We start from the raw sequence: 22560 nt of genomic DNA on the forward strand, positions 1-22560 counted from the left end.
GCCGGCGCGCACGGTGCTCGCGGAGGCCGGCGACCTGTTCGAGGGGTTCGAGTCGGGCGGCAATCCGGCGTTCACGAACGATCTCTCGCTCGCGCAGCAGATGGACATGGCCGGCCTGATCCTGTTCGACTTCGTGTCGATCCTTCGCCGGCATGGGCATGTCGACGTGCTCGGCGTGCCGTCCAATCACACCGCGTGGCGGTCGGGGAAGCGGCAGCTCGGTCGACCGGGCGATGACTTCGGCCTTCACGTGCACCGGCACGTCGAGCGCCTCGCGCGTGCGCACGGGTTCGACGTCGACTGGCATCTGCCGGGGCAGCACGACGAGGCGGTCACGCTCGATGTCCTGGGGACCGTGCTGGGCGTCGTGCACGGCAACCAGTACCGGGCGGGCCGGGCGGTCGAGTGGTGGCGGGGGCAGCAGCACGGCGGGCAGCCAGTGGGCGCCGCCGACGTTCTCGTGACCGGCCACTTCCACTCACTGTCGGTCATGCCGACCGGACGCAATCCGTACACGGGACGGGCGAAGTGGTGGCTTCAGGCGCCGACGCTCGACAACGGGTCCGACTGGTTCCGCAACCTCACCGGGGACGACTCCGATCCGGGGCTCCTCGTGTTCGACATCACCGAGCGTGGGTTCGACCTTCAGTCGCTCACGGTCCTATAACCGCCGGGCTGATATTCGCCCGACATAAGCCGACCGCACGAGTCGCCCGCAGGGCGCGCGGTCGAGGTGGCGCCATGCGCGCCCTGTAACCGCGGACGCAGAGACAACGCGCGGCACGTCGGCCCGGCGTGACAGAGAGGGCGGCGGGCGGGCGCCGTGAGCCCACAAGGCCGGCGCCCGCCCGCGACAACCATCCACGAGCCCTCGGCGACGCCGGGGGCTCTCGTCATTCAAGGAGGGCACACCGATGAGTGATCCGACCGTGTCGGCTTCGGAGCCGGCAGAGATCGCACCCGACGACGCCGAATGGCAGCTCGAGGGCGACGAGAGTCTCGGCGACGCCGACGACCAGGCCCGTAACGGCGAGGTGACCGCGTGAGCGCCGCCTCGGACTACTACTCGAACGGCATCAACCTCAACGGGGGCCAGTTCGGCGCCCCGCGCGAGAACGGCCGCAAGCATCGCGGCCAGGACATCTCGCACTCGGTGACGCCTGGCGCGGTCGCTGTCCCCGCGCTGCACGCGGGCGTGGTCGTGTCCAAGACGGTCCCGAGCAGCGATCACGGCTTCGGCTACTCGACGGTGGTCCGCAGCGTGCTCGACGGCATGCTGTTCGACTTCCGGTATGCGCACGGCGCGTGGGCGTCGCAGCAGCCCGTCGGTGCGCAGATCGCGCAGGGAGGGATCATCCTGTGGGAGGGCAACTCGGGCGCGACGGTCGGCTCGTGCGTGCACCTCGAGCAGCAGCGTGTCGGCGGCGGGTTCCTCGACCCGCTGCCCGAGATTCGCCGTGTCGCGGCCGGTCGCCTGACGTCGGCCGCGCCCGTCCCGGTGCCGGGCCGTCCCGTGATCCGCAAGGGCTCGAAGGGTCCCGCGGTCGGTGACCTTCAGCGCCGCCTGAACCGCGACTACCCGCTGTACTCGCACCTGGACGTCGATGAGGACTTCGGCAACGCGACCGACCGCACGCTGATCGAGTTCCAGACGCGCGCCGGGCTCGAGCCCGACGGCGTCGCCGGCCCCAAGACGTGGGCCGCGCTGGGGTTCTGATCAGCGGCCTACCCGCCGACATCGACCCGCCCGACCTTGAGCCGGTGCCAACCCTCGCGGACCTTCACCGCGACGGGTTGGCGCTGGCGGTCGGGTGGGGCGCGGACGGTCGGCCTACACACTTCACGCCCTCACGGGAGGGCCACGCGAGGCTCGGCGCGGTAATGCGCCGCAACGCCGACCGCTGCAAGGCATGGCGCGAGAGGGGGACGCGATGACGCTCACACGCACGACGGCGGCAGCGCTCGCCGGGGTCGTCGGGTTCGCGGTGATACCGGACCAACCGCGGATGAGCCCGAGCCCGGAGGCGCTGGTGTCGCAGCAGGCGGACCCGCCAGAGTTCGCAGTGTCGGCCGCTGATCGCGCCAGTCCGCCGCGACACCGCCACCAACGTCCCTAGGGGTGAGGAGGTGGGGCGGTGTCCGAACGTGGGGACCGTTCGACCGGCGATTCGGTGTGCCGATGCTACTGCGGCCCGGTCTACACCGCCAGGGGTAGGAGTGTGTTGCGTGCGGCCCGCTCGACGAGCACCGGGATGAAGTCGCGTATGCGTGCCCCGTCGAACCGGTAGTAAGCGGCCATGACGGCGTCCGCAACCCGCTCGGTCGGGATCGCGGGGAATCGCTGGTGGAGACGGCGCACCACGTCGGCGAGCGGCTCTGTCTCGTCAACAACGTTCGACATGAATCGAGGCTACGCCCGGGGGTGGTCCGGGGGGAAGGGTCGGTGAGTCGCGATGCCGCACTATGCGCCCAAGCTGTCAGAGTCGGAACGCAAGCGGCTGACCGCGATCGTGTGCCCGCCCGGTGCGAAGTGCCACATGTGCGGGAAGGTGCTTCGTCGAGGGTTGCGGCGGGGGCATCCTGACGGGCCGAGCCTTGACCACAAGATCCCGGCGAAGCAAGGCGGGACATGGGATCTGTGGAACCTGCTCCCAGCGTGTTACGGATGCAACAGTGGGCGGCGTGACCGCCCCATCCCGGCACGGCGCGGCATGAGGTCACGCAACTGGGGCGGACGCGGCGATACCTGACCCGCCCGCGACCGCACCGACTGCCCGCGACCGCGCACCAGCCCCGCCCGGCCCGCACACCCGCGGGGAAACATCACGAGTTTTTGCAGCCCCCTTCGCACGATCCACCCGCGCCGCGCTCAAAAGTCCCTCTCTCCTACGTCTCCCAACCAGGAGTAGGTACGTGCAGGGTTGTGCGACTGGCTGACGCCGCTTCGCACTCAGTCGGTCCTCGTGTGTTGTCGCGGGGTTCGACGCGGCAGGCGGGCGCTGAGCGCTTCGAGCCGCCGAGGTCGGATGAAAGATCGGAGGTTGTTGTGCCGCTGCCGAAACACGGGACGGTTCGCCGATACAAGGCGGGATGCCGTTGCTCGCCCTGCACCGACGCGAACACGGAGGCGAATCGTCGCTATCGCGAGAACCGCCGTCGTCGGGAAGGTCGGGAGGCGCCTCGTACCTCGCGCGCGAAGGACGTACCTGCGTCCCGCGACGCACCTACGCGCAAGCCGTCCAAGCGCCCTGCACATGACCTGTCCGACGCCGAGGTAGATCGGGCGCTCGACGACATCGCCGTGCAACTCAAGGCCGGCCCGATCGAGGCGGCAGCGCGGGAGGCGCTGTCTGGCGAGGCGTCCGCGGAGGTGAGGTTGCGGCGCGAGGTCGCGTTCCGCGGCGCGCGCGCTCTCGACGACCCGGCAAACGCGCGCTTCTACGCGTCGACAACGTCGGCCCTTCTCGCGGTGCTCGACTCGCTCGCGAAACTCGCGCCGAACAGCAGTGGGGAGGCGAAGGCTATTGAGCAGCTCATGGGTGCGCTCGGCTCCGGCCGGAGTTCCCGACGCCGAGCCGCGGTGGATGACGCCCCGCAATCCGGCTCGGGAGACGATCGCTGACGAGCCGATAGCGGTCATGCGGGTCATGGGATCGGATCCGATGCCGTGGCAGCGCGACCTGTTCGAGGTGGCGTTCGAGGTCGACGCGTCCGGGTTGCTCTGGTATCGCGAGATCGTCGTCGTGATCATGCGCCAGAGCGGCAAGAGCACGATCGTGATCCCGTGGGGCGTTCACCGCATGATCGGGTGGGGCGAGCGTCAGTTCCTGCTCTACATCGCGCAGACCCGCGACAAGGCTCGCGAGAAGCTGCTCGAGGAGCACTTCTTCCACATCAACCGTTCGCCGCTGCGGCGCCTGCTCGTGCCGAACCGTTCGGGGAAGATCCTCCCCGTCATGGTCAACGGCTCGGAGCATCTGAAGTTCACGAACGGGTCGAAGTGGTCGATTGACGCGCCGACGGAGGACGCGGGCCACGGTGGGACGCTCGGGCTCACGGTCGGCGATGAGATCTTCGCGCTGCGTGACTCGCGGCTCGAGTCGGCGCTCATGCCGGCGACGGCTGCGGTCGATGACGCGCAGTCGCTGTGGATCTCCACGCCGGGCGAGAGCAAGACGAAGAGTCCGTTCCTGTGGGGGAAGGTGTCGAAGGGACGCAGCCGTGTGGAGCTTGCGCGGGCCGACCCGACGCAGCTCGACCGGTCGCGGTCGCTGTATGTGGAGTTCTCCTTCGCGGACGACGAGGATCCCTACGACCCGATGACGTGGTGGCGCCGCATGCCGGCGCTCGGGTTCACTCAGACGCTCGAGAAGATCCAGAGCTTCGCCGACTCGATGGGCGAGGCGGAGTTCCGGCGCGCCTTCGGATGCCAGTGGGGCGACGACTTCGCGTCCGATTGGAAGATCCCGCGCGAAGCGTGGGAGGCATCGCGCGACGTCGATTCGACGATCGCCGACGACCAGCTCGTCTACGTGTTCGACGTTGCGCCTGACTCGGCGTGGGCTTCGATCTCCGTCGCGGGAGTGCGCGACGACGGACGCATTCACGTCGAGGTGATCTCTGACGGGCTCGGCACGGACTGGCTCGTCGACGGAGATCCCTCCCGCGGGCTCGTCGGGATGCGTGACATTCACGCGGCCGATCCCGGCGATATCTGGTACGAGCACAAGTTCGCCGGGTTCGTCGTTCCTCGGATGCGAGACGCCGGACTCGAGCCGCAACCCATACCCGCGCAGGACATCGCGATCAGCGGGCCGGCGCTACTCGACCTTGTGTTGAACGACCAGATTCGGCAGCTCGGACAGCAGGAGCTTGAGGAGCAGATCGCGTCGGCCGCGACGAGGGTATCCGGCGACGTGTGGCGTTGGGCTCGCGGCAAGTCAATGCGGGCGATCACGGGATTAACGTCGGTCAGCCACGCCGCGCAGATCCTCACGCGCACGCTCCCGGAGCTGGCATACGACCCGCTAGCCGCGCTGCGAATCGCGAACGGGCTTACCAAGAAGGAGGCTGCATGAACGACGAACAAGCCAAGAAGCGCCGCAAGGAGCGCATCGCGAGCGGGTTCGAGCTGATCGGGATCGCGCTCGTCGTGGTGGGTATCGCCCTCTGGGCGCCGCCCGTCGCGCTGATCGTGGCGGGGCTCGGGTGCTTCGTCATCGCTCACCCGATCCCACGGTGGTGGGACCGGTGAGCGTCCTCACGCGCGAAGTCGAGCAGCGTGACATCACGGGAGCGGATGTGTGGGGGCCTGACTGGGAGGCGCCGCCGAGCACGTCGACCGCGATCCCCGCCGTCTACGGAGCCGTCCGCCTCATCGGGGACGAGTGGGCGCAGGCGCCCATCACCGTGACCGAGCCGCGAAACGGCGAGCTGGAAATGGTCGACCTGCCCCTGATCCTCGAGGATCCCGACCCGTACCTGTCCGAGTTCGAGTGGCGCTTCGCTCTCGTGGCTGCGCTCAAGCTCCGGGGCAACGCCTACGGGCTGGTCGATGACGGACGCCGCTTCTGCCGGTGGTTGCCGAACGAGTGGGTGACGGTCGACGAGTCGAACCGCATGAAGCCGGTCTATCGCGTCAATGGGCGTCCGATGGACCTCGTCAAGCAGGGCGGGAATCTCGTGCATATCCGCGAGTTCACTCAACCTGGCTCCGTGGTCGGCCTGTCACCGATCGAACACTTCGCGGCCACGTTCGAGACGAGCGCACTCGCGCGGCAGTACGGGCGCCGCTGGTTCAAGGGCTCGTCGATGCCTCCTGCGATCCTCTCCGCCAAGACGCCACGGATGGATCCGGCACTGCTCGTCGAGGCGCGCGACGACTTCGTGAAAGCCGCGAAGTCCGGGCTTCCAGTCGCGCTCCCTGGCGAGTGGGACTACACGAAGATCACCGTCACGCCCGAGGAAGCGCAGTTCCTCCTCACCATCCAGGCGACCGCGAACGAGGTTGCCGTCATCTTCGGTGTGCCGCCCGAGAAGGTGGGCGGACGTGCGGGCTCCAGCCGCTCCTACTCGAACGTCGAAATGGATCAGGAGCTGTTCGAGATCGAGACGCTGGGCGGCGTATCCGGCCGCGTCGCGTCGGGCTTGAAGCCCATCCTTCGCCCTCGTCAGCGGATCACGTTCGATCTCACGGTGCTGAAGCAGCCGGGTGCGCTCGAGCGGGCGCGGATCGACACCGAGGAGCTGCGCAACGGCACGACGTTCCTCGAGGAAGCGCGGCGCGCGAAGGGCAAGAAGCCGCCGACCGCGAAGCAGATCGCGGACTGGCAGCAGTGGTACTCGACGACCAAGAGCGCGGCCGAGTCGCTCGCGACCTCGATCGCAATCGCACAGAAGGAGGGGTAATGACCCAAGTCGTTGAACGGCGAGCGTTTCAGCACGCCGTAGAACTGAGAGCCGCGCCGGAAGGCAGCAGCGGCCCCGGCACCCTCGTGGGGTACGGGGCCGTTTTCAATTCGCAGTCCCGCGACCTCGGAGGGTGGGTCGAGGAAATCGACCCGGCCGCGTTCGGCCCGGTCGGGCCGCTCGACCTCGCCGTGCACACGCGTGTGATCGCTCGAGCGGAGCACGACTCGCGGCTGCTCCTCGGAACGACCGACGCGGGCACGCTCCGCGTCGCAGTCGACGACATCGGACTGCCCTACTCGGTGGATCTGCCCAACACGTCAGCCGGGCGCGATGCGGCCGAGCTGGCCTCGCGCGGCGACTACTCGCACTCGAGCTTCGCCTTCCGCATCCTGCCCGACGGCGTCGAGTGGCGCGAGAACGCCGACGGCATCCTCGTGCGCCGCATCCTGCGAGCCGTCCTCATCGACGTCGCACCCGTGGCCGATCCCGCCTACTGGGCGGCGACGGCCGAACTGCAACGCAGCGTCGACCTCGACGCAGTGCGAGCAGCCCTTCACCCGCAGCCGCCCGCACCGGGCGACTGGGAGAACGCCGCGACCGAACGGAGCGCGGCCCGTCTGTCCCGCAAGGAGCACACCGCCCTTGCAACTCGATCCCGCGGACGCGGGAAGAACGGAGGTCGGAAGTGACCAACATCGCAACCCGAATCAAGGAGCTTGCCGACGAGCAGCACCGCGTCTGGCACACGGAGGGCAAGCCGCTCGCCGACATCGCCCAGGAGCGAGCGCTCACGGTCGACGAGAAGGAGAAGTTCGAGAAGCTCGAGCGCGCCTACAACGACTTCGATGACCGGATCACCCTGCTCGTGCAGCAGCGTGACCTCGAGCAGCGAGCCGTCGACTTCGCGGCCGGCCTGCTCGGAAACCCCGGTGCCTTCGGTGCCGCGGCGGACGTGAAGCGGTTCGCCGACGATCTCCGCGCGGCGCTCCGCTCGTCGGGTTCCCCGCTCGAGTACTCGGCGACCCCGGAAGAGGCGCGCGCGATCAGCCGGGCCGTCCCGCTGGCCACGCCGGCATCCCTCGCAGCGGAGATCCGCGCGCTGAGCGTCGGCACGGCGGCGGCGGGCGGTAACACGGTGGGGAAGACCTTCCTCTCCCAGCTCGTCGAGCCGCTCCGCCAGTTCTCCGGGATCTTCGCGGCGGGTGCCTACGTACTCACCACGGAGAAGGGTGACGACGTCATCCTCCCGCGGCTCGCGAGCTTCGGTTCCGCGTCGACCGCGCCGGAGGCCACCCAGCCCGCCGGCACCGATCCCACGTTCGGTCAGGTCACCCTGAAGGCCTACGGCTACGGCGACTACCGGGGCATCAGCCGCGAACTGGTCGATGACTCGCTCGTCGACATCGAGGGCCTGGTCACGCGGCTGATCGGCGAGAACATCGCCGTGCTGCTCGGCCAGAAGCTCGCGACCGGCGCTGGCAGCACCGAGCCGACTGGCATCGCGACTGCCGCGACGACCGGCGTGACGGGCGCGACGGGCGTCCTGGGCGCCCCGTCGTGGGACAACCTGATCGACCTTCAGGAGTCGCTGCTCCCGCCCTACCAGGCGAACGCATCCTGGGTCGCGGCCAACAGCGCCGTCGGTGCGGCACGCAAGCTGAAGGACTCGACCGGCCGCTACTACTGGGAGCCGAACGGTCAGACCGGTGCTCCCGCGCAGCTCCTCGGCGCCCCGGTGTTCCGCGACCCGTTCCTCGCCCCGCTCGGGCTCGGTTCCAAGTCGCTGTTCTACGGCGACTTCTCGCGGTACTGGGTTCGCCTCGTCGGCGCGACGCGCGTCGAGCGCTCCGACCAGGCCCTGTTCGGTGCCGACCAGATCGCGTTCCGCGGCAAGGTCCGCGCGGACGGCACGCTCATGGACGCCTCGGCCGTCAAGTCCTTCGTCGGCGGTGCGTCGTGACCGCCCGTAAGCCCGCCGAGCCGGGCGAAGCGGTCACCACGGAGCAGCCGGCGCAGACCGTGGAGGCGCCGGCCGGGACCGAATCCGAGGCCGACAAGGATGCAGAGATCGCGCGTCTGCGCGAGGAAGCTGCCGAGTCGGACCGGAAGCTCGCGGCACTGCTCGCGGGTCAGGACATCGGCGCGCCCACGGAGGCGCAGGAGGGCGACGTGAAGGTGACGATGCGTCTCACCATCACGGGCGCCCGCAACGGCGTGCCGTGGCCTCCCGCCGGAGGTTCGATCTCGGTGCCCGCCGCCGAGGCCGAGCAGCTCGTCGCCGTCGGCTACGCGGCTCTGGCCGAATAGCTCGAATCCGCCGCGAGGCGGAGCGACACGAAGTGCGGGTGCTGGGCCGTGCGGCCCAGCACCCGCACAGCGGAGAGGAGACGCTATGGCCGACAACTGGCCGCTGCACGCCGAGGACATGCGAACGGCCGTGCAGTACAAGGAGGGGCAGGACGACTGGGCCGAGTTGGAGCTGTTCATCGGTGCGGCGTGCCAGCGCGTCGACCGTGAGACGGGCCGGCTGAGTGATCCGACCCGGCACGAAATCAACGGGAGCGTGCCGCTCGACTTCATCCTCGCGGCGCGTGCGCTCGCGAAGCTTCGCTGGAAACAGGAGAAGCGTGGACCGAGTGCCCGCGAGGATGGTTCGGAGGCGATCGGGTTCGACCTCCCGCGGTGGATCGAGGGTCTGCTCGCGAAGTACCCGCCGCGGCTGTACCCGGGGGACGACGCGTGAGCGGCATCCACGCAGGGACCGGTGTGCTGCTCGCCCGCGATGGACTCGAGGCCGCGATTCGAGCGGCGCTTGCCGACGAGGCTGAAGTGGACATCTACGCCGGGTGGACGTGGCCGATCGTTCATGACGACTCCGTGCAGCTCACCGCTGCGAGCGGGGCTGCGGACCCGAAAACGGTAAGCGCGCGACGGTCCTATGACGAGACGATCACGCTCGGGATCTCCATCACGGTGTGGCGCGCGGGTCACAGCGAGGACGACGGGAGTGCCGCCGAGGCTTACCAGCGCGCGTTCGCGCTGCTCAACAAGATCACCGCCTACGTCGTCGAAGGCGATCACACCGAGCTTGGCGGCGCCGTGATGTGGTGCCTGCCTGGCGCCGTCGACTCGGACGGCACTGAATACAACAGCGGCTTCCAGGTCGAGGTGGCCGCTGAGTTCATCTGCGCGCACAGAGTGCGCGGGCAGTGAAAGGAGAACGCATGGCGAAGTTCAAGAACATCAGCCCGCTCGGCGCGCTGGACGTGCCGGCGCTCGGGAAGGTCGTTGCGGCGGGTGAGGAGTTCGAGGTGACCGAAGATGTCGCCGCGGTCCTCGCCGGTCAGCGCGACAACTTCGAGCCGATCGACGTCGCGGCGGAGTCGGCGGCAAGCGCAGTCGAGGTCGCGCTCGCTGCGGCCTACGAGCCCGACCTGATCGGCGCCGAGCCCGACTCGGTCGATGTCGCGCCGGCTGCGGAGCCGGGCAGCACGCCGACCAAGTCGACTCGTACGCCGAAGCCGAGCATCGAAGGAGAGGAGAGCAAGTGACCACGCAGCTTGACTTCACGGTCGGCCTCGCGAAGGAGACGACCTACGGCACGGCAGCGACCGTGTCGCGGTTCTTCGAGACGGAGGCCAAGGCGAAGTACGACGTCCAGACGATCAAGGGCAAGGGGCTCCGGCCGACGAAGGGGGTCGCGCGAACGAGTCGCCATTCGATCTCACGCTTCGAGGGGTCCGCTGAGATCGAGTTGGACGCACCGACCCGAGGGCTCGGGTATCTGCTCAACGCGCTCATGGGCGCTCAGACGACCACACTCGTCGCGGGCGCGCTGTACCAGCAGGTACACACCCTCTCGACGACCGACCCGGTTCCGTCGTACACCATGCAGGAAGTTCTGCCGGTGATCGGCGGGCTCAACGCCTACCCCCACACCTTCACCGGATGCGTGTTCGACACCCTCGACCTGGCGGTCAAGGAAGGCGAGTACGTCTCGGCGAAGTTCGGGCTCACGATGCGCCAGCTCTCGACGCTCGTCGCGGCGGCGGCAGCGTCGTATCCGACCGATGACACGCTCTTCACCTTCGTGCAGGGCGCGATCATCATCGGCGGCACCCTCACGCCTCCCACCAACACGGCTATGGCGACCCTGAGCGGGACCGCCGCCGTCAACATCACCGGACTCGACCTCTCGCTGAAGCGGAATCTCGACAAGGGCGGATGGAACCTGGGGGGCGCCGGCCTCCGGTCGCGTGCGCCGCAGCTTGGCCGACCCGAGATCACGGGGAAGCTCACGGCGGAGTACATCGACAACACGCTCCGCGACGCGTACCTGTCGCAGACCGCACTGCCGGTGCTGCTCACCTTCACGAGCGGTGTTTCGGTGCTCCAGATCGTGCTGCCCGCCGTGCGGCTGGGCGGCGAGGTTCCGACGTCGAACGGCGGCGACCCGATCACCCAGGAGATCCCGTTCGAGGCGTTCGACGACGGCTCCGCAGCGCAGCCGATCTGGATCGTCTACCGGTCGACTGACACGGCGCCGTGAGCAGCGGGGCTGCGCTCCCGCGCGTCGCGCTCCCGCGCGTCGCGCTCGAGCCTGACGACGTTCGGGCGAAGTTCGACCGCATCAAGGAGTTCAGCCCCGCACTGGCTCGAAACACGCGCCGCGATCTGCGGCGCTCGGGCGACGAGATCATTGCGGAGCAGCGGGCCATTCTGAGCGGCCCGCTGCCCCGCGGTGTGAAGGTCGCGGGTCAGCGGCGGCGGCTCGTCGTCAACAAGAAGACCGGGACCGCTGCGTTCCGTCTGTTCAACGTCTATCGGGAGGTAGACGTGAAGAACGCCGGTCGAGGTAGCGGGCTCCGCGAGGGCATCAAGCAATCGCTCAAGACCCGCGTGACACTCACCGAGAAGCGGACGGCGATCTCGGTTCGCACGACGAACGCCCGCAAGACGGGCGCGACGTTCTGGCAATCCCGGCGGTTCCGGCATCCCGCGTGGGGTGACCGCGAACGCATGTACGACCAGGCCGGGCAGCCCTATTTCTGGGGGCCTGCGTTCCGCGGCGCGGAGCGCATGGCCGGGCGCGTGAGCGCGGCGATCGACGACGCTCTGCGCCAAATCGCAGACAAGACGTGAGGAGAGAACATGGCAAAGATTCAGGTGAACGGGCACGAGCTGCGAGTGGTGACCCTGCGGAACGCGCGAGCGCGCGACGTGATCGAGCTTCAGCGGCAGACCGGCCTCGGCGTGATCGAGCTTCAGGATCAGGCGAAGGAGGCCGACATCTTCGCGCTCGCCGCGATGAGCTTCCTCGCTCAACGAAACGCGGGGTTCACGCCCGACTTCAACGCGATGCTGGACGGCCCGGCCGGTGACCTCGGAGTCATGATCGGCGAGCCCGGCGATCCTCGTGAGAGCGAGGACGAGGCAGAGGCAAACCCTACGGGACCGGAATCCGAAACGCTCGCGCCGGCCGACGAGTAGTCGACCTCGGCACGGACACGCTCGAGCGCGCCGAGCCGTTCGTGGAGCGTCAGATCGCGAAACGAATCCTGACGATCTCTCACGCGCAGTTCTGGCCCGGGATCACGCCGACGAACGTCGGCGATCTCGAGTACGGCACATGGCTCGCGCTCGCGCAGTCGTGCGACAAGCAAGTGCAGGAAACGAAGCGGGCACGCGACGAACGCGAGCCCGCCCGCTCGAGCCGGAGGAGGTAAGCCGTGGGCGCAGTGTCCGCGAAGGACTTCGTCATCAACATCGTTGCCCGCGACGAGCAGGCGCGAAAGGTGATGGAGGGCTTCAAGACGGTTGCTGTCGGTGCCGCCGCCGGCATCGCCGCAGCGTGGGCGAAGGAGAAGATCGGCAGTGTCGTCGGTGACTCGATGGACATCGGGCAGAGCAACGCCCGGCTGGCCGCTGAGCTGGGGACGTTCGCTGAGGACGCCCGCAAGCAGGGGACTCTTGCGGGCGATCTGTGGTCCGAGGGGTTCGCCGATCGCGCCCAGGTGAACGACGCGATCGCTGCCGTCCGCCAGAATCTCGGGAGCCTCAGCGACGGCGAAATGAAGGACGTCGCCAACAAGGCCCTGGTGATCTCCGACGTGTTCGAGCAGGACGTGTCGCGCACGGCTGGCGCCGCCGCGGCGATCATGCGAAACGATCTCGCCCCGTCGATCGCGGATGCGCTCGACGTGATCACTTCCGGTCTTCAGTCGCCCGTGAACCGGGCCGATGATCTGCTCGACACGTTCACGGAATACAGCCCGTTCTTCGCGAAGCTCGGGTTGGACGCGAAGTCGTCTCTCGGCATCCTCAATCAGGGCATGATCGCGGGTGCGCGTAACAGCGACTTCCTCGCGGACGCACTCAAGGAGTTCACGATCCGCGGGCAGGAGCCCGTCGTGCGAACCGCGGCCGAGCAGGCGGCGGCGCTCGAGCGGGTGAAGTCTGCGGGCGAGTCGCTGGTCACGTCGCAGCGCAGCGAGCTTGCGGCGCAGAACAGTCTGAACGCAGCGCGCGCGCAGGCATCCCAGCGGCTGAAGGACATGGCGGATCAGCTCGTGGGCGCGGCGCTCTCGGAGCGTTCGGCGACCCTGGCAAAGGACCGAGCCGAGCAGCAGCTCAATGCGACCATGCGTGACGCGCGGTCGACGTCGCTCGATCGCGCCGAGGCGGAGCTGGCGTACGAGCAGGCGACGTACAACCTCGAGCAGCAGCAGAAGGCCGTCGTGTCTCTGAAGGATGAGAAGGCCGCTGCCGACGCGGCTGGCGTGGACGGGGCGGACAGCGTGCTCGCCGCTCAGGATGCGCTCGCGTCGGCACAGAAGGCCGTCGCAGATGCCGCGGCAGAGGTGACCGCCGCGAACGCGAACGCTGCCGATCGGTCGACCGCGCTCGGCAAGGCGTACCGACGCCTCGGGATCAACGGAGAGTGGGCGGCGAACGCTATCGCGACCGGTGGACCCGAAGCCAAGAAGGCGCTTCAGATGGTGCTCGACGGGCTCAACTCGATCGAGGATCCGGTGCAGCGCAACGCGCTCGCCGTGCAGTTCTTCGGCACGAAGGCGGAGGATCTGCAAGGCGCGCTCTACGCGCTCGACACCAACACCGCCGCGCAGGGCATGGATCAGGTCGGCGGTGCGGCGTATCGAGTGGCGAAGGCGATCGAGGACGGGCCGACGTCCAAGGTCGAGGGGCTGCGTCGCGGGGTTCAGTCGTGGCTCAGCGGGCTCGTCGACATGGGGGGACCGCTCGGCGGGGTCGCGACGTTCCTGTCCGCGTTCGGTGGTGACCTCGTCAGCCTCGTCGCCGGGCTCGGGCCTGCGGCCCTACTCATGGGTGGACTGGCTACCGGATCGAACGCTGCCAGCGTCGGGATGACGGGCCTCGGGACCGCGATCAAAGCGACCGGCATCGGCGCTCTCGTGGTGATCATCGCCACGCTCGTGGCGCAGTTCGTCGAGTGGCTCACCCAGACCGAGGACGGCAAGAAGGCGTGGGAGGGGTTCGTCGGGTTCCTCGGTGATGCCTGGCGGAATCTGTCGCTCGGCTTCCAGATCCTGGTCCAGGGACTGGGTGACTGGTGGGGCCAGTTCACCGGGGGAATTGGCGACGGAGTCGACTGGATCGGCGACCGGGTCGGCGACATCATTCGGTTCTTCACGGAGATCCCGAACCGGATCGGCGACGGCTGGCGCGGATTCACCGACCTGGTGCGCGGTGTCCTGCTCAACGTGATGCGCTTCACCCTCGAGACGTGGAACAACACGCTCGGGCAGATCAACTTTGATCTGCCCTGGTTCCTCGGCGGAGGGCACATCCAGTTCCCGCGGTTCAGTATCCCCGCCCTCGCCGAGGGTGGGGTGGTGACCGGTCCCACGCTGGCGCTGATCGGTGAGGCCGGCCCGGAGGCCGTCGTGCCGCTGTCGCAGGCGGGTGACTACGGGCTTGGCGGCGACGACGGCGACACGTTCGTGCACAACGTGCTGAAGCTCGACGGCCGCACGGTCTACGAGACGGTCGAGCGTCACAAGCGGAAGCGGAGGTAACGATGCAAGTTGGGCCGGCTGGGTTCGATTCGGCGCTGTCCGCGCGTTCCGGCGTCGTTGTGTCCGCGCCCGTGGCGGTGCCGGGGGTTGACCTCGGCGCCGCCGCGGGGTGGGCGGAAACGATTACCGTCGAGCGCCGTCTCGACGGTGACATGCCCGATGGGGCATCTGACGTTGTCGGCAGCGTGTCGACGACGGTGCGGGTCGAGGGCGACGCCTTCGCCGCGAACGCGCCGAGCCCGCTGCGCGGTGCGGACGTGGACGCCTGGCTCAACTCGGATATGACCTGCGCGGCGGGATACGCCGGGCTCACCGTGCCAGTGTTCGCCGGTCGAGTCGCAGACCTCGACACGTCTGAGGAGAGCGGGCGTCTGGTGCTCTCCGGTCGGGACGCCGCGGACAAGATCACGAAGCCCGTTCGGCTGCGCGCCTTCGGTGGATGGAGTCGCAGCTACACGCCTGGCACGATCGAGAATCACCCGACCAACTCGGCCGCGGTCATTACCTCGATCCTCCACGCGAACGGGATTCGAGTAACCCCGGCGCCGCGTGACGGACGGTGCGAGCTGAGTGTGCCCGGAGTGGGCGGGTGGCTCGCTGACATCGGGTGGACGGTGCCCGTTGGCGCCTCGGTTCCGGCAGGACCGTGGCTGGCGGAGGGGCGGTTCTCTGTCGCGCCGACATCGACGGAGCGTGTGCGGGGATACTTCACCACGCGGCGCGACCTGACCGGCGCGAGCGTTCTGCTCGAGGCGTTCGTGAACGTCACCGCAGGAATGTCGAGCGAAGTGCTTCGGCTGGCGCTCGACAGCGGCTCGGTCTACGTCATCAACATCGACAGCGGCAACGTGTACCTGTCCACGATCCCCAACCCAGGCACGCCCGCGGTTCGTGCGTCGGCCGCAATTACGGCCGGGTGGCGCCACGTCGCCGTGGAGATCACGCCCGCCGTCGCCTCGGCGAAAGTCTGGATCGACGGTGTCGTGAAGGCGTTCACGTCGTGGTCGTCGTCTGCGGCGCCGGCCGGGCCGATTGACCGAGTCGAGTGGTACTCGGGTGGCATTCAGGGCATCGCCGTCTACTGGGGCACGAGCCCCGCGGCGGCGCCCTCACCGGAGTTCGCCAGCTTCGCAGCTGAGGCGGACATCCCCGCGGGCGCGCTCGACTATGTGTCGATCCCGGACGTGGACGGGGCGGCGTCCTGGGACGTCCTCAAGGCTGTGGCCAGCGCCGAGCTGGGCATGGTCGGGTACTCCGAAACTGGCCGGTTCTACTTCAAGCCCCGCGCCTCCCTCTCGGCGTCGTCCGCGCCGGTCGCAACGTGGGGCGTCGACCTGGTCGACGACCTGCACCCGGCGATCTCGATCGACTCCGTGATCACTCGTGTCACCGCGAACGTCTCGCGACAGGTGGGCGTCTGGTCCGACCGTGGGAGCGAGTCGCGCGATCCGAAGCCGTCGCTCGTGGCGGACACGAAGATCGCCGCCCCGCCGGGAACGTCGTCGGTGATCGTATCGGGCAGCTCGCCCGTGCTCGCCGACACGCAACGAGTCGTCGTCCTCTCAGCGTGGGGCGCGGCGATCTCCGTGCCCGCGGGAATAGTGTTCTGCTTCGACGAGAACGGGGCCAGCCGCTATGCGGGCTCGAGCGTCACGGCGTGGATCACGCCGGTTGGGATGGGGAGCTACCGGCTCACGATCCAGAACGCCTCTGGGTCGACTCTCTACGCCGTGTGGCCGGAAGAGTGGACCGAGTCAAACGGTGTGATCTCCGTGCCGTTCGAGCTGAAGGCGGGCGACCCGTCGTTCTACGTCCTGGGGTACGCGTTCCCGAAGGACGACACGACGACGATCGGTATCGACCGGGTGGGCGCCGCGGCGGCGACGTGGGGCGAACGTGTCTGGCAGATGGAAGACAGCGTGTGGCGACAGGATCCCGTCGCCTTGCAGTCATTCATCGACGGGCTGCTCGTCGACACGGCACGGCCGCGCGTAACGATCGCCGACGTGGAGGTGCCGGCGGATCCACGGTGGCAGCTCGGCGACCCTATCCGTCTCACCGATTGGCGAGGCCGGGTGCCGGGAATCGTGGCTCGAATCACCTCCGTCGCGCTCACGCTGAGTCGGAACGTCGAGAACGGCATGACGGGTCGCTACGGCCTGCGTCAGGTCGTTGGTGTGGCGCCGAGGGTGACATCGCACCCGGCCGACGCGACGCGCTCGGAAGGCAACACGGCGACGTTCACAGTCACCGCAACCAGCGCGACCGGCTACCAGTGGCAGAGCAACGACGGGCGCGGATGGTCGAACATCGCCGGGGCTACGGGATCGAGCTACACAACCCCCGCGCTCACGCTCGCGGACACGGGCAAGGCGTACCGGTGCAACGTGGTCGGTGCGGCCGGGGATGACTGGTCGCGGAGCGCCAAGCTCACGGTGACCGTGAGTGCCGGTGTCGCTCCCGCGATCACGGCTCAGCCGTCGTCCAGCAGCGCGTCGGGGTATCCGGGTGATCCGTACTCGGTGACGGCCGCGGCGTCGGGGAGCCCGACGCCCGGCGTGCAGTGGCAGAGGTCGGCGGACGGCACAACGGGCTGGGTGAACATCGCGGGCGCGACGTCGGTCCCGCTAACGCAGGCGCACTACCCGGGCAGCTACGGCGAGACGGTGTGGTTCCGCGCCGTGTTCACCAATTCGGCCGGGTCGGCGACGACGACAGCGCTCACTCACGCGTTCAACGACGTCGGGTGACGCACAGATCATGAGAGGGGGGACCAATGGTCGACTGGATTCTCGACGTGCTCGACGGGATCACGGCGGCGCAGTTCGTGGTCTGGGCCGCTGCCGTGATCGCGGCGCTCACGGTCGCGGTGCGGTCGCGGCACAAGGTCTGGGCGTCGCTCAAGTCGGTGCACACGTGGCTGGGCGGATTCATCCGCCTCGTCGAGACGATCGGCACGCTCGCCAATGACATGGCCGAAGTGAAGCACGAGCTACAGCACAACGGCGGCGGAAGCGTGAAGGACGCGACCGCGCGGACGGAGGCGGCCGTGAACGAGCTGCGCGCCACGGTCGATCACATCAAGCGCCAGAATGCGGCCCTGAAAACGACGGTGCGTCGAGTCGATAAGGCGCTCGTGGAGCACATCGAAGGGGGCGGATCGTGAGTCGCCGTGCAGTCCTGATCGCCCTCGCCGTGTGCGGGGGCGCTGTCGTTCTGGCCGCAGTCGCGGCCGGCGCTGCCTATCTGTGGGCGCTCGGCGAGTTCGCCGTGGCGCTCCTATCCATCCTGTCGCGCGCCGCGTGACGGGCAACCGAACGAAGGGAGTTCTCATGCTCAACCTGTTTCGCGTGTGGTTCACCGCCGCGCGCCGCAAGCGCATCTACGCCGCGGTCGGCGCCGTCGCCGCGCTCCTCCTCCTCACGGGCACGCTCACGCCGCCCCAGGTCGATCCGATCCTGAACTGGGTCGCGCTCGCCCTGGCGCTGGTGCAGAGCGTCCTCACCCTCTCGCACCTGACGTGGGGCTCGGTCGCGGGCTGGTTCCTCACCGCGGGGCGCGTGGCGATCTACGCGCTCGCCGTCGCGACCGCGGCGGTTGTGGTCGCGCTCGGTCTGATCACGCCGGACGTGAGCGACCTCGTGCTCGTATACGTCGCGCAGGCGCTCACGGTGCTGTCCTCGATCCTCGCCGTGATCTTCCTCCAACCGGACCCCACCGAATAACAGAGGCGGGCCGGGCGTGCGCGCCCGGCCCGCTGTGACGAGAGGAGGCGGCATGGTCGTCGTCAAGTTCGCGTTCGTCGATCCCACGAGCACCGGAACGGATTCGCCTGCCGGGTCGGCCGTGCGCTGCGCGCTGCTCGAGCGTGAGGCATCCGGCGGGAAGGTTCGCTCGGTGCGGCCGTTCTCGGTGCCGATCCAGAACGGCGCCGCGCAGGCGGTGCTCTCGGCCGGTGTGTGGCGGGTCGAGGTGGTCGGCGTGCAAGGCCTCACGGAACGGTACGTGCAGGTCATCGGCACCGAGGGGACGGTGGACTTCACCGCTCTCGCCGACGTCGACCCGCGCTCGATCGACATGACGCCCGAGACGCGCCCGGTGTGGCAGGATCTCGCCGCGCGGGTGGATGAGCTTCAGGTCGGCGGGCCGGGCGGCAGCGTGTCGGTGTCACCGCACCCGAGCTTCCCGGGGGTGCTGGTGCTGGGCGGGACGACCGAGCCGCCCAGCGTCGCCCCGGTCGTCACGGTGCAGCCGGCGAGCGTATGGTCCGCCTGGGGCGACGTCGCGACGTTCACGGCGGCTGCATCGGGCACGCCCGCACCGACGGTGCAGTGGCAATCATCCGCGAGCGGTTCCGGCCCCTGGGTGGATATCGCGGGCGCGACCTCCCCGAGCTACTCGACGCCGCCGCTGACCTACGCGCAGAACGGCAGCCGATACCGCGCCGTGTTCACCAACTCCGCCGGTTCGGCGACGTCCTCCGCGGCGTCGCTGTCCGTGGTGGATTGAGAGGGGGAGCCATGTCCGATGTTCTCGTGCCGTCGATCGACCCCGCGACGGGCAAGCTCGACCCTGCCGTCATCCCCGGCGGGGCGACGTCGGCGGGCGCCGAGATCCAGTGCTCGAGCTGGTTCTTCCCCGGCCCCGTCTCGGTGCGATCTGGTGTCGCGGCGATCTCCGTCCCGACGTTCGGGCCGCTCGTTGAGCTGCTCGGGCTCTCGCTGACGACCACGCTTCTCGGCGTGGTGACCGAGGCGCTCCCGAACAACACCGTGGACGTGCGCGTGAACGTCAACGATGTTCCGGTGGGGACGGCCGGCCTTCCCGCGACCGCGTTCCAGTGGCACATGCGGAAGGACGACCCGGCACCCGCCGCGCGGATCTTCACCGCCACGCCGCGACTCGTGCCGCAGAGCCGGATCACGGTGGACGTCACGCGCGTGCTCGCGAGCGCGACGGCGCAACCGGAGAATCTGACCGTGCAGCTCTGGTGGCGGTGGCGGGATGCTGTCTGAGCCGGCGACGCACCCGGGCATCTGGCCGCTGTCGCTGGCGGGCGGGATCGGCGGCAAGCGGATCTCCGCGAGCGACACGTCCGCGGCGATCAACGCGAAGCTGGGCCTGATCCCCGCGGAGATCCTCGCCCGGTTCGCGCCGATGCAGCTCAGTCTCGCGATGGTGCCGGCGCTGCGCGCGCCGACGGTCTACTCATCGGTCCTGACGGGAGCCGCCGCACGACAGCAGGTTGGACGGGTGAGCGGCCTCGGGAGTCTCGTCGCCTGGAACGGGCTCTACGAGGCGCTGTCGCACCGGATCGGCGTGCTCGGAGACTGGGCCGTCGTGCACGAGTTCGGGCATCACGTCGACCAGGCGTATGGGATCTACGTCGACTCGACCCGCGTCCCCCTCACGGATCGTGAGCCGTTCGCGTCCCTGTGGACCGCCGCGTATCCGACGATCCCCGACTATCTGTTCGGTCGATCGAACAAGCTCGAGTGGTTCGCCGAGCTGTGGACCGTGCAACTCGACGCGTCCTATACCGGCGCGGGAACGGGCAGCGCTCACCTGTTCGTCGACCTGGCCGGCGGTTCGATCCCTCGAGCGACCGCACTGCGCGCCGCGTTCGTCGCGGCGTTCCCCGAGCTGCCCCCGTTCACCATGTCATGACGTCTCGCCCCCACTCGCCCTCGGGCGGGTGGGGGCGTTTCGTCGTTGTACCCGTCGCGCCGGCCGGCGCCCGCGACGCGTCCACCTGGTCACCGCGACGCGTAGTGCCGCGCCGGTGAGACGCGACGCGTCGTCGTTGGCCGCCGGCGACGCGTGTTGGTGGGCGACCGCAGACTCTCACCGTGGGCGAGTGGCATCCGATCATGGCGGCAGTCGAGAAGGTTCCGGCGACGTGGGATCTCGTCGACCCTGGCGGGCGTGTGTACGGGCGGGTAGAGCTGCGCCGCACGGCCGACGGTCCCCGCTATCGCTGCTCTCGAGACGGCGAGGTGCTCGGGTGGGCGACGTCGCTCCGGCTCGCCTGCGCACGCCTCCACGATCGCGAGCTACGCGCGCACGGCCCGGGCGCTGCGCCGCCCGAGATGTTCCTGCCGCGGGGTGGTCAGGGGCAGAGGTGAGTCTGCGCTGAGGCGATGAGAGTTGCCCAGACCTCGCTGGCCAGGCCCGAGGTGGGCGCGGCGGCGGCGAGTGCCGCGGCGCCATTCGCAGTCTGCGACAGGTCGCAGACCTCCCATCCGAGCGTCAGGATCGCCTGCTCGGAAGTCTGACTCCACGACTTGCCCCGGCTGTTCACCGCTTCGCGCATCGACGAGAGGAACGCGGCCTCGCTGGTCGAATAGCCGCTCGAGACGGGCGCGTTGTTGCCGTGGCCCCCGAGGACGCCGAGCACACTGAACGCGGCGAGAGCGCCCGCGAGGGCGAATGCCAGCCACCAGTACCAGCGCAGCCCGGAAGTGCGACGGCCAGTCGGCTGGGAAGCCCGTCGCGCGTCGGCCCATTCAACGCCGTTCCACCAGCGCTCCGTCTGCGGAAACTCCGGGTCGGGATACCAACCTGCCGGTGTCGTCATGGCGCGGAGCATAGCGGGCACGAGTGAAGTTCATAGGTGAGACCGACACTCGACGCTTGCGTACGGGCGTTGCGACGGGGGCAGTAGGACTGATTCACGTTCGTGAATAGTCCCGATTCTCACCCGTCCTCGTGGTCGAACGCCGGGGGACTAGGACTGCTTCACGCTCATGACGGCGGGACTCGTCGTGGTGATCTGGGCGCTCGCCGGCCCCGCGCTCGCCGAGCTGTTCCAGAACGCGCTCGCCCGTGTCTCCGGATTCTGAGGCGGTGGCGTGACGATGAGGGATCCGCGGCGGCCGAGTTCGTCATGGTCGGGGCCCTCCTCACGGTACTGACGCTGGCGGTGCTGCAGTTCGCGCTGGCGGTGTACGTCCGCAACGTCGTGCAGGACGCGGCATCCGAAGGAGCACACGTCGCCGCCCTCGCCGATGCCACGCCGGGGGACGGCGAGGCGCGCACCCGCGATGCCATCACGCGGGCCGTGGGTGGCGGGCTGATCGACGAGATCCGCGTGGCGACGTCGGCGGAGGCGGGGTTCCCGACGGTGCGGGTCACCGTGCGCGCGACCTTTCCCGTGATCGGCCTCGTCGGCATCCCCGGGGCGATGGAGGTGACCGGCGATGCGCCGCTCGAATCCTTCGACTGAGCCCGACGACGGCTCGGCATCGATCGAGTTCCTCGTCGCCGGGCTGCTGCTGCTCGTTCCCGTGGTCTACCTGGTCGTGACCCTCGGGCTCGTGCAGTCGCATGCGTTCGGCGCGGATGCCGCGGCCCGCCACCTCGCTCGATCGATCGCCGTGGCCGACGGCGATATCGACGGCCACATCGCGCGGGTGGTGCAGACCACCGCCGCCGACTACGGCATCGACCCCGCCGATATCTCGGTGCGGGTCCGTTGCGCCCCGGCGGACGACGGATGCCCCGCCCCCGGTGCCGTGCTCACCGCGACGGTGCAGACGCGCGTGGTGTTGCCGCTCGTGCCGCCCGTGTTCGGGTGGGAGGATCTCGCGGCGCTGCCGATCGAGGCGTCGGCGGTGCAGCTCGTGTCGGCGGGGCCGGGACGATGACCGCGCGGTGCGCACACGATGACGAGGGGTCGATCCTCCCGCTCGTGCTCGGCTACGGGATGCTCGCGATCGCCCTGGTGCTGGTATGCGCGGAGGCGACGGGTCTGTTCCTCGCGCAGAAGCGCTTGGACGGTGTCGCCGACGCGGCGGCGGTGGCCGCGGCATCCTCGTATGACATCCGGTTGGAGGGCGAGGGGGCGGTGATCGTGCAGCGTGGGGAAGACATCACCTCGGGTGCCGAGCGTGCGCTGGCCGCGACGGGGGCCGACGCCGTGCTCGTCGACGCGGTGACCGACGACGGTCGCTCAGCGCGGGTGACAGTGACGTCGACCTGGCGGTCGGTGCTGCTCTCGCCGTTCGTGCCGGCGGGGGTCGATCTCACCTCGACCGCCACGAGCCGCGTCGCGCTGCGGTGACCCGGGATGCCGCGATCACGTGTGCCGCGG

Annotated in this window: 30 protein-coding genes; 28 read left to right on the forward strand and 2 right to left on the reverse strand. The window is 69.1% G+C overall.

What is annotated here, in order from left to right:
* The 3 genes from BGO15_RS06575 to BGO15_RS06585 form a co-directional block, all read left to right on the forward strand.
* Window positions 1-667 (forward strand): hypothetical protein (locus BGO15_RS06575; protein ID WP_286747648.1); only part of this gene is annotated, 667 nt, incomplete at its 5' end.
* Window positions 668-914: 247 nt separating this feature from the next.
* A complete protein-coding gene (locus tag BGO15_RS06580; protein ID WP_268768736.1) occupies window positions 915-1046 on the forward strand; it encodes a hypothetical protein in 132 nt (43 codons plus the stop codon).
* On the forward strand, window positions 1043-1717 hold the full coding sequence (locus tag BGO15_RS06585; RefSeq protein WP_056208396.1) for a peptidoglycan-binding protein: 675 nt from the start codon (window positions 1043-1045) through the stop codon (window positions 1715-1717). Before BGO15_RS06580 ends, BGO15_RS06585 begins: the two co-directional genes overlap by 4 nt.
* Window positions 1718-2197: 480 nt before the next feature.
* On the opposite strand, the gene BGO15_RS06590 is transcribed toward BGO15_RS06585, so the two are convergent.
* A complete protein-coding gene (locus BGO15_RS06590) occupies window positions 2198-2401 on the reverse strand; it encodes a three-helix bundle dimerization domain-containing protein (protein WP_056208401.1) in 204 nt (67 codons plus the stop codon).
* A gap of 136 nt (window positions 2402-2537) precedes the next feature.
* On the opposite strand from BGO15_RS06590, the gene BGO15_RS14790 reads away from it, so the two are divergent.
* The 22 genes from BGO15_RS14790 to BGO15_RS06695 all read left to right on the forward strand — a co-directional run bounded on the left by BGO15_RS14790 (window position 2538) and on the right by BGO15_RS06695 (window position 20135).
* Entirely contained in the window at window positions 2538-2750 is a 213-nt protein-coding gene (locus BGO15_RS14790; RefSeq protein ID WP_353743570.1) for an HNH endonuclease, read from the forward strand.
* Between the two features lie 296 nt (window positions 2751-3046).
* Entirely contained in the window at window positions 3047-3622 is a 576-nt protein-coding gene (locus tag BGO15_RS06595) for a hypothetical protein (protein WP_156454821.1), read from the forward strand.
* Window positions 3585-5078, forward strand: a complete 1494-nt coding sequence (locus BGO15_RS06600; protein ID WP_156454820.1) for a terminase large subunit domain-containing protein — start codon at window positions 3585-3587, stop codon at window positions 5076-5078. The genes BGO15_RS06595 and BGO15_RS06600 overlap by 38 nt, the downstream gene beginning before the upstream one ends.
* Window positions 5075-5254 (forward strand): hypothetical protein, encoded by a 180-nt coding sequence (locus BGO15_RS06605; RefSeq protein WP_056207098.1) that lies wholly within the window; start codon window positions 5075-5077, stop codon window positions 5252-5254. The genes BGO15_RS06600 and BGO15_RS06605 overlap by 4 nt, the downstream gene beginning before the upstream one ends.
* Entirely contained in the window at window positions 5251-6408 is a 1158-nt protein-coding gene (locus BGO15_RS06610; RefSeq protein WP_162237869.1) for a phage portal protein, read from the forward strand. The genes BGO15_RS06605 and BGO15_RS06610 overlap by 4 nt, the downstream gene beginning before the upstream one ends.
* Window positions 6408-7100 carry an HK97 family phage prohead protease gene (locus BGO15_RS06615; RefSeq protein ID WP_082486416.1) on the forward strand — a complete coding sequence of 231 codons (693 nt, stop codon included), beginning with the start codon at window positions 6408-6410 and terminating at the stop codon, window positions 7098-7100. The genes BGO15_RS06610 and BGO15_RS06615 overlap by 1 nt, the downstream gene beginning before the upstream one ends.
* Window positions 7097-8371 carry a phage major capsid protein gene (locus tag BGO15_RS06620; RefSeq protein WP_056207092.1) on the forward strand — a complete coding sequence of 425 codons (1275 nt, stop codon included), beginning with the start codon at window positions 7097-7099 and terminating at the stop codon, window positions 8369-8371. Before BGO15_RS06615 ends, BGO15_RS06620 begins: the two co-directional genes overlap by 4 nt.
* Entirely contained in the window at window positions 8368-8718 is a 351-nt protein-coding gene (locus tag BGO15_RS06625; protein WP_056207090.1) for a hypothetical protein, read from the forward strand. Before BGO15_RS06620 ends, BGO15_RS06625 begins: the two co-directional genes overlap by 4 nt.
* A gap of 85 nt (window positions 8719-8803) precedes the next feature.
* Entirely contained in the window at window positions 8804-9154 is a 351-nt protein-coding gene (locus tag BGO15_RS06630) for a head-tail connector protein (protein ID WP_056207089.1), read from the forward strand.
* On the forward strand, window positions 9151-9624 hold the full coding sequence (locus tag BGO15_RS06635; RefSeq protein WP_056207087.1) for a hypothetical protein: 474 nt from the start codon (window positions 9151-9153) through the stop codon (window positions 9622-9624). The genes BGO15_RS06630 and BGO15_RS06635 overlap by 4 nt, the downstream gene beginning before the upstream one ends.
* Before the next feature lie 11 nt (window positions 9625-9635).
* Window positions 9636-9962, forward strand: a complete 327-nt coding sequence (locus BGO15_RS06640) for a hypothetical protein (RefSeq protein WP_056207085.1) — start codon at window positions 9636-9638, stop codon at window positions 9960-9962.
* A complete protein-coding gene (locus BGO15_RS06645; protein ID WP_056207082.1) occupies window positions 9959-10960 on the forward strand; it encodes a phage tail tube protein in 1002 nt (333 codons plus the stop codon). Before BGO15_RS06640 ends, BGO15_RS06645 begins: the two co-directional genes overlap by 4 nt.
* On the forward strand, window positions 10957-11553 hold the full coding sequence (locus BGO15_RS06650) for a hypothetical protein (RefSeq protein WP_056207080.1): 597 nt from the start codon (window positions 10957-10959) through the stop codon (window positions 11551-11553). Before BGO15_RS06645 ends, BGO15_RS06650 begins: the two co-directional genes overlap by 4 nt.
* Before the next feature lie 9 nt (window positions 11554-11562).
* Window positions 11563-11901, forward strand: coding sequence for a hypothetical protein (locus BGO15_RS06655; protein ID WP_056207077.1), 339 nt, complete (start codon window positions 11563-11565; stop codon window positions 11899-11901).
* Between the two features lie 239 nt (window positions 11902-12140).
* Window positions 12141-14468 (forward strand): phage tail tape measure protein, encoded by a 2328-nt coding sequence (locus BGO15_RS06660; RefSeq protein WP_056207073.1) that lies wholly within the window; start codon window positions 12141-12143, stop codon window positions 14466-14468.
* Between the two features lie 185 nt (window positions 14469-14653).
* Window positions 14654-17218 (forward strand): immunoglobulin domain-containing protein, encoded by a 2565-nt coding sequence (locus BGO15_RS06665; protein ID WP_162237868.1) that lies wholly within the window; start codon window positions 14654-14656, stop codon window positions 17216-17218.
* Between the two features lie 47 nt (window positions 17219-17265).
* Window positions 17266-17634, forward strand: coding sequence for a hypothetical protein (locus BGO15_RS06670; RefSeq protein ID WP_156454818.1), 369 nt, complete (start codon window positions 17266-17268; stop codon window positions 17632-17634).
* On the forward strand, window positions 17631-17774 hold the full coding sequence (locus BGO15_RS06675) for a hypothetical protein (RefSeq protein WP_156454817.1): 144 nt from the start codon (window positions 17631-17633) through the stop codon (window positions 17772-17774). The genes BGO15_RS06670 and BGO15_RS06675 overlap by 4 nt, the downstream gene beginning before the upstream one ends.
* 26 nt (window positions 17775-17800) lie before the next feature.
* Entirely contained in the window at window positions 17801-18193 is a 393-nt protein-coding gene (locus BGO15_RS06680; RefSeq protein WP_056207070.1) for a hypothetical protein, read from the forward strand.
* A 52-nt stretch (window positions 18194-18245) separates the two neighbouring features.
* Complete coding sequence (locus tag BGO15_RS06685) at window positions 18246-18977, forward strand: immunoglobulin domain-containing protein (RefSeq protein ID WP_056519915.1); 732 nt, start codon at window positions 18246-18248, stop codon at window positions 18975-18977.
* Between the two features lie 11 nt (window positions 18978-18988).
* Window positions 18989-19483, forward strand: coding sequence for a hypothetical protein (locus BGO15_RS06690; protein ID WP_056207066.1), 495 nt, complete (start codon window positions 18989-18991; stop codon window positions 19481-19483).
* A complete protein-coding gene (locus tag BGO15_RS06695; protein WP_056207064.1) occupies window positions 19473-20135 on the forward strand; it encodes a hypothetical protein in 663 nt (220 codons plus the stop codon). The genes BGO15_RS06690 and BGO15_RS06695 overlap by 11 nt, the downstream gene beginning before the upstream one ends.
* Window positions 20136-20577: 442 nt before the next feature.
* On the opposite strand, the gene BGO15_RS06700 is transcribed toward BGO15_RS06695, so the two are convergent.
* Window positions 20578-21045 carry a DUF2510 domain-containing protein gene (locus tag BGO15_RS06700; protein WP_082483048.1) on the reverse strand — a complete coding sequence of 156 codons (468 nt, stop codon included), beginning with the start codon at window positions 21043-21045 and terminating at the stop codon, window positions 20578-20580.
* A gap of 261 nt (window positions 21046-21306) precedes the next feature.
* Between BGO15_RS06700 and BGO15_RS06705 the strand changes: the two genes are divergently transcribed.
* From BGO15_RS06705 to BGO15_RS06715, 3 genes are read left to right on the forward strand one after another with little or no spacing between them, the layout of a single operon-like run.
* Window positions 21307-21693 (forward strand): TadE/TadG family type IV pilus assembly protein, encoded by a 387-nt coding sequence (locus tag BGO15_RS06705; protein WP_056207125.1) that lies wholly within the window; start codon window positions 21307-21309, stop codon window positions 21691-21693.
* Complete coding sequence (locus BGO15_RS06710; protein WP_056207061.1) at window positions 21668-22114, forward strand: hypothetical protein; 447 nt, start codon at window positions 21668-21670, stop codon at window positions 22112-22114. The genes BGO15_RS06705 and BGO15_RS06710 overlap by 26 nt, the downstream gene beginning before the upstream one ends.
* Window positions 22111-22530, forward strand: a complete 420-nt coding sequence (locus BGO15_RS06715) for a pilus assembly protein TadG-related protein (protein ID WP_056207059.1) — start codon at window positions 22111-22113, stop codon at window positions 22528-22530. Before BGO15_RS06710 ends, BGO15_RS06715 begins: the two co-directional genes overlap by 4 nt.
* Window positions 22531-22560 lie beyond the last annotated feature (30 nt).

The sequence above is a fragment of the Microbacterium sp. 71-23 genome (assembly GCF_001897265.1).
In the GTDB taxonomy this organism is placed as follows: domain Bacteria; phylum Actinomycetota; class Actinomycetes; order Actinomycetales; family Microbacteriaceae; genus Microbacterium; species Microbacterium ginsengisoli.

Bases quoted from the DNA above. Each gene is read 5' to 3' on its own strand.
- BGO15_RS06685 (WP_056519915.1), top strand. From the start codon at position 18,246: ATGGTCGTCGTCAAGTTCGCGTTCGTCGATCCCACGAGCACCGGAACG.
- BGO15_RS06615 (WP_082486416.1), top strand. From the start codon at position 6,408: ATGACCCAAGTCGTTGAACGGCGAGCGTTTCAGCACGCCGTAGAACTG.
- BGO15_RS06715 (WP_056207059.1), top strand. From the start codon at position 22,111: ATGACCGCGCGGTGCGCACACGATGACGAGGGGTCGATCCTCCCGCTC.
- BGO15_RS06600 (WP_156454820.1), top strand. From the start codon at position 3,585: ATGACGCCCCGCAATCCGGCTCGGGAGACGATCGCTGACGAGCCGATA.
- BGO15_RS06690 (WP_056207066.1), top strand. From the start codon at position 18,989: ATGTCCGATGTTCTCGTGCCGTCGATCGACCCCGCGACGGGCAAGCTC.
- BGO15_RS06655 (WP_056207077.1), top strand. From the start codon at position 11,563: ATGGCAAAGATTCAGGTGAACGGGCACGAGCTGCGAGTGGTGACCCTG.
- BGO15_RS06710 (WP_056207061.1), top strand. From the start codon at position 21,668: ATGCGCCGCTCGAATCCTTCGACTGAGCCCGACGACGGCTCGGCATCG.
- BGO15_RS06630 (WP_056207089.1), top strand. From the start codon at position 8,804: ATGGCCGACAACTGGCCGCTGCACGCCGAGGACATGCGAACGGCCGTG.
- BGO15_RS06580 (WP_268768736.1), top strand. From the start codon at position 915: ATGAGTGATCCGACCGTGTCGGCTTCGGAGCCGGCAGAGATCGCACCC.
- BGO15_RS06640 (WP_056207085.1), top strand. From the start codon at position 9,636: ATGGCGAAGTTCAAGAACATCAGCCCGCTCGGCGCGCTGGACGTGCCG.
- BGO15_RS06680 (WP_056207070.1), top strand. From the start codon at position 17,801: ATGCTCAACCTGTTTCGCGTGTGGTTCACCGCCGCGCGCCGCAAGCGC.
- BGO15_RS06590 (WP_056208401.1), bottom strand. From the start codon at position 2,401: ATGTCGAACGTTGTTGACGAGACAGAGCCGCTCGCCGACGTGGTGCGC.
- BGO15_RS14790 (WP_353743570.1), top strand. From the start codon at position 2,538: ATGTGCGGGAAGGTGCTTCGTCGAGGGTTGCGGCGGGGGCATCCTGAC.
- BGO15_RS06605 (WP_056207098.1), top strand. From the start codon at position 5,075: ATGAACGACGAACAAGCCAAGAAGCGCCGCAAGGAGCGCATCGCGAGC.
- BGO15_RS06695 (WP_056207064.1), top strand. From the start codon at position 19,473: ATGCTGTCTGAGCCGGCGACGCACCCGGGCATCTGGCCGCTGTCGCTG.
- BGO15_RS06700 (WP_082483048.1), bottom strand. From the start codon at position 21,045: ATGACGACACCGGCAGGTTGGTATCCCGACCCGGAGTTTCCGCAGACG.